Below are 9,591 nucleotides of genomic sequence, written 5' to 3'. Positions count from 1 at the left end.
GCAAGAGGGCAGTTTGCGGCGATCCCAATGAATCTTATTGGTGAAAAAGGTAAAGCTCTATATCTAACTAGTGGCCATTGGTCTGCAACAGCAGCAAAAGAAGCACGTTTATTCTGTGATGTAGATGAATTAAATATTTTAGAAGAGAGCAATACTCTCAAAATTAAATCACTTGATTTTACAGGTATTGCTGATCAATATGATTATGTCCATTATTGCCCAAATGAAACAATTAGTGGCGTAGAGATTTTTGATATTCCACAAGTCGGTACTGCAGTGTTAGTTGCAGATATGTCATCTACTATTCTTTCTCGTGAAATTGATATTTCAAAATTTGGTATCATTTATGCTGGAGCTCAAAAAAACTTAGGTCCAGCGGGGATCACAATTGTCATTATTCGTGAAGATTTGATTGGTAGAGCGAGAAAAGAAACACCAACTATTTGGAATTATGAAACACAAGCTAAAAGTGATTCAATGATTAATACACCACCTACTTTTGCTTGGTATCTTTGCTCCCTCGTTTTTAAATATTTATTGAAACAAGGTGGTGTTAAGGCGATTGAAAAATTAAATCAAGCAAAAGCTAAATTGTTATATGACTATTTAGATCAAAGTGATTTTTATCGTAATACTGTCGCAAAAGAAAATCGTTCATTAATGAATGTAACCTTTACTACAGGCAATGACGAATTAAATGCAAAATTTGTTGCAGAAGCGACCGCTTGTGGCTTGCAAGCCTTAAAAGGGCATAAAGTATTGGGCGGAATGCGAGCTTCAATCTATAATGCAATGCCTATTGAAGGTGTAAAAGCCTTGATTGCTTTTATGCAGCAATTTGAGCAAAATAATAAATAAAACATAAAGTACATAAAATTTACTTTTAACTCATTCTTTTAAAGCATTTCTCTTAAGGAGCTAAAGATGAAACGATCTCTTTCTATTGAATTTTCTCGAGTAACCGAAGCAGCTGCATTAGCAGCATTTGACTGGTTGGGAAGAGGGAACAAGAATGCTGCTGATGATGCAGCAGTTAAAGCAATGCGTCTGATATTGAATCAGATGGAAATACGTGGTGAAGTCGTCATTGGTGAAGGTGAAATTGACGAAGCCCCAATGCTCTATATCGGGGAAAAAATTGGCTTATCTCGACCAGAAGATGAAGTCATTACGATTGCAGTAGATCCGATTGATGGTACAAGAATGACTGCATTAGGGCAGGCTAATGCTCTTTCTGTATTAGCAGCAGGTGGTAAGGATACATTCTTAAAAGCGCCTGATATGTATATGGAAAAAATCGTAGTAGGAAGTGAAGCTAAAGGAATCATAGACTTAAATTTATCACTTGAGCAAAATTTACGTCGAGTTGCTTCCAAAAAAGGAAAATTACTTTCTCAGCTAACAATGGCTATACTTGATAAACCAAGACACAGCAAAATTATAGCTGAAATGCAACAGTTAGGTGTGCGAGTTATTGCAATTCCTGATGGTGATGTTGCAGCTGCAGTACAATGTTGTTTGCCTGAAGCTGAATTGGATCTGCTATATGGTATTGGCGGTGCGCCAGAAGGTGTGGTTGCTGCTGCAGCTGTGAGAGCATTAGGTGGTGATATGCAGGCTAAACTTATTCCTCGTAATCAAGTAAAAGGTAATACATTAGAAAACTTTGCTTATGCGGAGAAGGAAATTGCACGTTGTGAAGCATTAAATGTGCCAATTAATGAGGTGCTTAACTTAGAAAATTTAGTCCGTGATGATAATCTTGTTTTTTCTGCAACAGGAATTACTACAGGTGATTTATTGAATGGAATTAAGCGTAAAGGTAATTTGGCAACCACTGAAACATTACTAATTCGAGGGCGTTCACGAACTATTCGTAAAATTCAATCTTCTCATTACCTAGATAAATAGGTAAAGTATCTATATTGTTATGTTCATTATAAATAGTGGCTAAAAAAAGGACTTTTAACAGCAAGTGTTAAAAAAGGTCTTGCAATTTTTTTAGGATTTACTATAATGCACCACATCAGACGCGGGGTGGAGCAGCTTGGTAGCTCGTCGGGCTCATAACCCGAAGGTCGTTGGTTCAAATCCGGCCCCCGCAACCAGTTTTAAGGCTCATCGTTAAGTTTTTAACGATGAGTTTTGTTTTATAGGCTCTTTGTGATTTGCAAAAGAGTGATTGAAACAAACCGCTTAGAAGCCCCTCGACTGTGTTGTTGATAGGGGTTTTTTTGTGGCTGATAGTCAACTTTGTCGTTTTAAGAGGGCTTTTATAAAAGCCTTTTTTTATATCCATTAGGTGGAGGTTTTTTTGGCAATACTAGAACAAAAATTACAGGAACTTGTACAAGATTCTATTGATGCAATGGGATTTGAACTTGTTGGCATTGAATGTCAACGTACAGGTCGTTTTTTGACGGTTCGATTATATATTGATAAAGAAGGTGGCGTTACTATTGATGATTGTAGTGATGTGAGTCGTCAGGTGAGTGCAATTTTTGATGTCGAAGATCCAATCACTGACAAATATAATCTTGAGGTTTCCTCTCCTGGATTAGATCGCCCGCTATTCACTATGGCACATTACCAGCGCTTTATTGGTCGAGATGTGGTAATACACCTACGCATTCCAATGTTAGATCGCCGCAAATGGCAAGGTAAGTTAGAATCAGTAGAAGGTGATTTAATCACATTAAATGTAGAAGGAAATCTACAACAATTTGCTTTTGGCAATATTCAAAAAGCGAATTTAGTGCCGGTATTTAATTTTTAAGGAAATCACAGAAAAATGAGTAAAGAACTTTTATTAGCCGCAGAAGCGGTCTCAAATGAAAAACTATTGCCAAAAGACGCTATTTTTGAAGCATTAGAAACAGCATTGGCTATTTCAACCAAGAAAAAAGCAGCAGTAGAAAGAGAAGAGCGCAAATTAAGTAATGGCATAGATATTGATGTTCGTGTGGTTATTGATCGTAAAACAGGTGAGTTTAGAACTTTCCGTCGTTGGCTTGTAGTTGAGAAAGTACAAAATCAAACTAAAGAAATCACTCTTGAGGCAGCACAGTTTGAAGATCCTAATATTCAATTAGGTGATTTTATCGAAGACGAAATCGAATCAATTGAATTTGACCGTATTACTATGCAGACAGCACGCCAAGTGATCACAACTAAAATTCGAGAAGCAGAAAGACATAAAGTTGTAGAGCAATTCCGTTCACAACTAGATAGTATGATTTCTGCAACAGTTAAGAAAGTAACACGTGAGCAAATTATCTTAGACTTAGGTAATCAAGCAGAAGCGGTTATTGTACGTGAAGATATGTTACCGCGTGAAAACTTTCGTCCGGGTGACCGTGTACGTGGTGTGTTATACCAAATTAAACCTGAATCTAAAGGTCCACAATTATTTGTAACTCGTGCAAAACCCAAAATGCTTGAAGAGTTATTTAAATTAGAAGTACCAGAAATTGGCGAAGAGCTAATTGAAATTAAAGGTGCATCACGTGATCCGGGTTCTCGTGCAAAAATTGCAGTAAAAAGTAATGATAAACGTATTGATCCTGTTGGTGCTTGTGTGGGGATGCGTGGTGCCCGTGTTCAAGCTATCACTAACGAATTAGGTGGTGAGCGTATTGATATTGTATTGTGGGATGATAATCCTGTTCAATTCGTAATTAATGCAATGGCTCCAGCAGATGTAAGCTCTATTGTTGTTGATGAGGATAATCACTCAATGGATATTGCAGTAGAATCAAATTCATTAGCACAAGCAATTGGTCGAAATGGTCAAAATGTTCGTCTTGCAACTCAATTAACAGGTTGGGCATTAAATGTAATGACTACTGATGAATTAAACCAAAAACATCAAGCAGAAGATAATAAAATTATTGACTTATTTGTTAATAGTTTAGAAATTGATGAAGAATTTGCACAAATTCTTATTGATGAAGGTTTTACAAGCTTAGAAGAATTAGCTTATGTACCAGTTGAAGAATTAACAGCAATTGATGGGCTAGAGGATGAAGATCTTGTAGAAGAGTTACAATCTCGTGCTAAAAATGTATTAACTGCAAAAGCATTAGCTGAAGAAGAGGCTTTAAAACAAGCTGATATAGAAGATAAATTACTAAACCTTGAAGGTATGGATCGACACATTGCCTTTAAATTAGCAGAAAAACAGATTACAACCCTTGAAGAACTTGCAGAACAAGGTGTTGATGATTTAGCTGATATTGAAGAATTATCTGCAGAAAAAGCAGGTGAGTTAATCATGGCAGCACGTCAAATTTGCTGGTTTAGCTAATGTAAGGAGAAAAATAATGAGCGATAATGAAAAGAATCAAAAACCTAAAAAACTTAGCTTACAGCGTAGAACAAAAACAACAGTAAGTGCAACCACTTCTAATGGCAAAGCAAAAGAAGTTCAAGTAGAGGTTCGTAAATCTCGTAAAGTTGATACTGAAGCAGCTAAAAAAGCAGCAGCTGAAGCAGCAAGATTAAAAGCTGAAAAAGAAAAAGCAGAGAAAGAAGCTGCTGAAAAGGCTGCTAGAGAGAAAGCTGAACAAGAAGCAAAAGTTGCGGAAGCCAAAAAAGTAGAAGAAGCCAAAAAAGTAGAAGAAGCCAAAAAAGCAGAAGCAAAAAAAGTTATTCATCAACCACCAGTAATGCCTAACAAGCAAGCTAAGTCTATTCAAAAAACAGAAAAGCCTGTGACTAAAGTAGAAAAAGTAGTTGATGTAGAAAAAGAAGCAAAACGTAAAGAAGAAGCAGAGCTACGTCGCAAGCAAGAAGAATTAGCTCGTCAAAAAGTAGAAGAAGAAGCGAAAAAAGCAGCAGAAGAAGCTCGTCGTTTAGCTGAATTAACAAGTACCTCTGAAGAAACTTCCTCAGTAGATGATTCTGTTGAAGATGATCGTTTTACTTCAACTTATGCTTTAGAAGCAGAACGTGATTCAGAGCGTCGTAGCGAAAATCGTGGACGTAAACCGACTAAAGCGAAAAAAGGTCGTGATGATGAGTCAAGTAAATCTGAGCGTGAAGCAAATCGTCGCAATCAAAAAGGTGTAATAGGTAAAGGTAAACATGGTAAGAAGAAAGGTAGTGCGTTACAGCAAGCTTTTACTAAACCTGCCCAAGCGGTAAATCGTGATGTTGTAATTGGTGAAACCATCACTGTTGCGGATTTAGCCAATAAGATGGCGATTAAAGCAACAGAAATCATTAAAACAATGATGAAAATGGGTGAAATGGTTACAATCAACCAAGTTATTGACCAAGAAACGGCGCAACTTGTTGCAGAAGAAATGGGACACAAAGTTATCCTACGTAAAGAGAATGAACTTGAAGAGTCAGTATTAGAAGATCGTGATGTTAATGCTGAAAAAGTTACACGTGCACCAGTTGTAACTATTATGGGACACGTTGACCATGGTAAAACGTCATTACTTGACTACATTCGTAAAGCAAAAGTTGCCGATGGCGAAGCAGGTGGTATTACACAACATATCGGTGCTTACCACGTAGAAACAGCAGAAGGTAAAGTTATCACATTCTTAGATACCCCGGGACATGCTGCATTTACATCAATGCGTGCTCGTGGAGCTAAATCTACTGATATCGTTGTCCTTGTTGTTGCCGCAGATGATGGCGTAATGCCTCAAACAATTGAAGCGATTCAGCATGCTAAGGCAGCAGGCGCACCAATTGTTGTTGCGGTGAATAAAATTGATAAACCAGAAGCAAATCCGGATCGTGTAGAACAAGAGTTATTACAATATGAAGTAGTTTCTGAGAAATTTGGTGGAGATGTTTTATTTGTACCTGTATCAGCGAAAAAAGGCTTAGGTATTGATGATTTACTTGAAGCTATCTTACTTCAAGCTGATGTTCTTGAATTAACAGCGGTGAAAGATGGTATGGCATCAGGGGTAGTAATTGAATCATACCTTGATAAAGGTCGTGGTCCTGTTGCAACTATCCTTGTTCAATCAGGTACTTTAAATCGTGGTGATATCGTCCTTTGTGGTTTCGAATACGGACGTGTTCGTGCAATGCGTGACGAAAACGGAAAAGAAATTCAATCAGCAGGGCCTTCAATTCCTGTTGAGGTACTTGGTCTTTCTGGTGTACCTGCAGCAGGGGATGAAGCTACGGTTGTGCGTGATGAGAAGAAAGCTCGTGAAGTAGCGTTGTATCGTCAAGGTAAATTCCGTGAAGTGAAACTTGCTCGTCAACAAAAAGCGAAATTGGAAAATATGTTTACTAATATGGCTGAAGGTGATGTGGCAGAGTTGAACGTTATCGTTAAAGCTGATGTACAAGGTTCTGTGGAAGCAATTAGCCAAGCATTAAATGAACTTTCAACAGATGAAGTTAAAGTGAAAGTTGTGGGTTCTGGTGTAGGTGGTATCACTGAAACTGATGCAACACTTGCAGCTGCATCAAATGCTATCGTACTTGGATTTAATGTGCGTGCTGATGCATCAGCTCGTCGTATTATTGAAAATGAACATATTGATTTACGTTACTATTCAATTATTTATGAATTGTTAAATGAAATTAAAGCTGCGATGAGCGGTATGTTACAGCCTGAATTCAAACAAGAAATCATTGGCTTGGCAGAAGTTCGTGATGTGTTCCGACACCCTAAATTTGGTGCAATTGCAGGTTGTATGGTGACTGAAGGTATTGTTAAACGTAACAACCCAATTCGTGTATTACGTGAAAACGTAGTTATCTTTGAAGGTGAATTAGAATCTCTACGTCGCTTTAAAGATGATGTGGCAGAAGTGCGTAATGGTATGGAATGTGGTATCGGCGTTAAAAACTACAACGATGTAAAAGTAGGCGACCAAATCGAAGTCTTTGAAGTTGTTGAAGTAAAACGTACTATCTAATTAATCTTATCAATTAGATCGAATAAGCGGTCAGTTTCTTATAAAAATTTGCAAAAATTGGAAGAAAACTGACCGCTTTTTTAGCTAAATTAGGTTTAATTTAATGTTTAGTTTACCAAGATAGATTAAACTTAATTTTGTTAGTAATTAACGTATTTAAAATATAGGAAAATAGAATGGCAAGAGAATTTAAACGTAGTGATCGTGTAGCACAAGAATTACAAAAGGAAATCGCGATTATTTTACAGCGTGAGGTTAAAGATCCCCGTATTGGTATGGTAACGGTGTCTGATGTTGAGTTAAGCCGTGACTTAGCTTATGCAAAGGTGTTTGTAACATTCTTATTCGATGAGAACGAAAGCGCAGTGACTCGAGGATTAGAAGGGTTAAATAAAGCATCAGGTTATATCAGAACCTTAGTAGGTAAAGCGATGCGCTTACGTATTGTGCCAGAACTTCGTTTCTTCTACGATCAATCTCTCGTGGAAGGAATGAGAATGTCTAGCCTTGTTACTAATGTGATCCGTCAAGATCAAGCTCGTCACCAAGATGATGAGGAATAATTGTGGCAAGACCAAAGAAAAAAGGCCGTGATATTCACGGCATCTTTTTGTTAGATAAACCTAAAGGGGAAAGTTCTAACAATGTGATGCAAAGAGTAAAGCGTTTATTTCAAGCAAATAAAGCTGGGCATACTGGTGCTTTAGATCCACTAGCAACAGGGATGTTACCGATTTGCTTGGGAGAGGCAACCAAGTTTTCCCAGTTCTTACTAGATTCGGATAAGCGTTACATTGTCACTGCAAAATTAGGCGAAAGAACTGATACCTCAGATGCAGAAGGACAACTTGTTGAAACCCGTGATGTTAATATTACTCAAGCACAAATCTTAGCAGTATTACCCCAATTTCAAGGCGATATTTTACAAGTACCGACAATGTTTTCTGCATTAAAGCATCAAGGAAAACCTCTGTATGAATATGCCAGAGCGGGTATTACCGTTGAAAGAGAGCCTCGTTCTATTACTATTTTTGAATTAAAATTCATTGAATACCAATCGCCATTCTTAACATTAGAGGTACATTGTTCGAAAGGGACTTATATTCGTACCCTTGTTGATGATTTAGGTGAAGTGCTAGGTTGTGGCGCTCACGTTACAATGCTTAGACGTATTGCGGTTGCTGATTATCCAATGGATAGAATGACAACGTTAGACGAATTGCAAATGTTAGCAGAGAACCAACCGCTTGTAGAATTAGATAAATATTTGTTATCAATGGATTCAGCCGTATCTCGCTTACCTAAATTATCATTAACAGCTGAACAAACAAAAGCAGTAGGATTTGGACAACGAGTTAAGTTTGATAATCCATTAAGCCTTTATGGGTTAGTTCGCCTTTTTTCAGATCAAGCACAATTTCTGGGAGTAGCTGAAATTGACAGTAATAATGTCATTAGACCAAATAGAATGGTCAATTTAATTTAATAAGTTGTTAAAGCTAATAAATTTTAATCAATTTGTAGTACAAATTACTAAAAGTGAAGGAAATAAAAATATGAAAAAACTATCGTATATAGCTTTTACTTGTATAAGTCTTGTAGCTTGTTCAAGTACTCAGCCTGTTTATGTTGAAATACCATTAGATGCAAATTATACAAAACCTCGTAATTTTAGTAATTTTAATGATTATGTTCTTTTCTTAAAGAAAAAAGCATCGGGTCAAGGTGTTTCTGATAAAGTATTAAAATCGGTTATGAATATTCAATATATTCCTAAAGCAGTAGAACTTGATAAAAAGCAGATAAAGAAAAGACGAGATCCTAATACTCCACCACCTCCACCTAATCCAAATGGTGTGACCCGTTACCTCAATAAAGTACTTACTCAAACAAAAGTAAAAATGGCAGTAAATCGTTGGTGGGAATATCAACCTCAATTAACAAAAGCAAGCAAAAACTACGGGGTGCAGAAAGAGTACATTATGGCACTATGGGGTATGGAAAGTAGTTTTGGTCGCTATCAAGGTTCATTTGATGTGTTATCTGTTTTAGCAACCTTATCATTTGATGGGCGTAGAGAAAAATTATTCACTCAAGAGTTTGTTAATGCAATGAAAATGCTGGAAAGTGGCTATATTTCTCGTCCAGAAATGAAAGGTTCTTGGGCTGGGGCTATGGGACAAACTCAATTTATGCCAACCTCTTATTTAAAATATGCTGTTGATGGTGATAATGATGGAAAAAAAGATATTTGGCATAATGAATATGATGCATTCTCATCTATCGCGTCTTATCTTTCGACAGTAGGTTGGGATAAAAATTTACCATGGGGAATAGAGGTTAAACTATCATACCCAATTGATTTATCGTTTTCAGGTATCAGTGATAAAAATGCAAAAACATTAGCTGAATGGCAATCTTTAGGCGTTTATTTAGCTTACCCAAATGCCACTGCGGTAACTAAAATGAATCAACTAAATAAAGATAAATTATGGTTAGTAAGACCAGATGGAGAGAAGGGAAGAGCATTCTTAGTGTCTAATAATTACCGTACTTTATTAGACTGGAATCGTTCGAATAATTTTGCAATTAGCATTGGTAAGTTTGCAGATCGCATTTTAGAAGGTGTGAAATAAGTCTTTCAATTTCTTGTTTCTTCATGACACATAAGCGGTAACTTCTTTCAAAACTT

The 9,591-nt window shown here is 36.9% G+C and carries 8 protein-coding genes and 1 tRNA gene; all 9 read left to right on the top strand.

Annotated features, from left to right (window positions below):
- Nucleotides 1–858: 3-phosphoserine/phosphohydroxythreonine transaminase (serC, locus tag Q1J40_RS08390; RefSeq protein WP_301099679.1), on the top strand; the 858-nt coding region annotated here is incomplete at its 5' end.
- A 66-nt stretch (nt 859–924) separates the two neighbouring features.
- Nucleotides 925–1,911 carry a class II fructose-bisphosphatase gene (gene glpX / locus Q1J40_RS08385; protein ID WP_301099678.1) on the top strand — a complete coding sequence of 329 codons (987 nt, stop codon included), beginning with the start codon at nt 925–927 and terminating at the stop codon, nt 1,909–1,911.
- 120 nt (nt 1,912–2,031) lie between these two features.
- Nucleotides 2,032–2,108 (top strand) — tRNA-Met (locus Q1J40_RS08380).
- A gap of 206 nt (nt 2,109–2,314) precedes the next feature.
- Nucleotides 2,315–2,776 (top strand): ribosome maturation factor RimP, encoded by a 462-nt coding sequence (gene rimP, locus Q1J40_RS08375; RefSeq protein ID WP_301099677.1) that lies wholly within the window; start codon nt 2,315–2,317, stop codon nt 2,774–2,776.
- Between the two features lie 15 nt (nt 2,777–2,791).
- Nucleotides 2,792–4,306, top strand: a complete 1,515-nt coding sequence (gene nusA, locus Q1J40_RS08370; RefSeq protein WP_301099676.1) for a transcription termination factor NusA — start codon at nt 2,792–2,794, stop codon at nt 4,304–4,306.
- Nucleotides 4,307–4,322: 16 nt separating this feature from the next.
- The gene (infB, locus tag Q1J40_RS08365; RefSeq protein WP_301099675.1) at nt 4,323–6,899 is read left to right on the top strand and encodes a translation initiation factor IF-2; all 2,577 of its coding nucleotides are present in this window, start codon (nt 4,323–4,325) and stop codon (nt 6,897–6,899) included.
- A 176-nt stretch (nt 6,900–7,075) separates the two neighbouring features.
- Nucleotides 7,076–7,462, top strand: coding sequence for a 30S ribosome-binding factor RbfA (gene rbfA / locus Q1J40_RS08360; RefSeq protein ID WP_301099673.1), 387 nt, complete (start codon nt 7,076–7,078; stop codon nt 7,460–7,462).
- 2 nt (nt 7,463–7,464) lie between these two features.
- Nucleotides 7,465–8,385 (top strand): tRNA pseudouridine(55) synthase TruB, encoded by a 921-nt coding sequence (gene truB / locus Q1J40_RS08355; RefSeq protein WP_301099672.1) that lies wholly within the window; start codon nt 7,465–7,467, stop codon nt 8,383–8,385.
- Nucleotides 8,386–8,455: 70 nt separating this feature from the next.
- Nucleotides 8,456–9,535 (top strand): lytic murein transglycosylase, encoded by a 1,080-nt coding sequence (locus Q1J40_RS08350; RefSeq protein ID WP_301099671.1) that lies wholly within the window; start codon nt 8,456–8,458, stop codon nt 9,533–9,535.
- The last annotated feature ends 56 nt before the right edge of the window (nt 9,536–9,591 follow it).

The sequence above is a fragment of the Otariodibacter sp. genome (assembly GCF_029256985.1).
Taxonomy (GTDB): Bacteria; Pseudomonadota; Gammaproteobacteria; order Enterobacterales; family Pasteurellaceae; genus Otariodibacter.
Note: the sequence above shows the minus strand (reverse complement) of the source record. Positions and strands in the feature narration are given on the sequence as shown.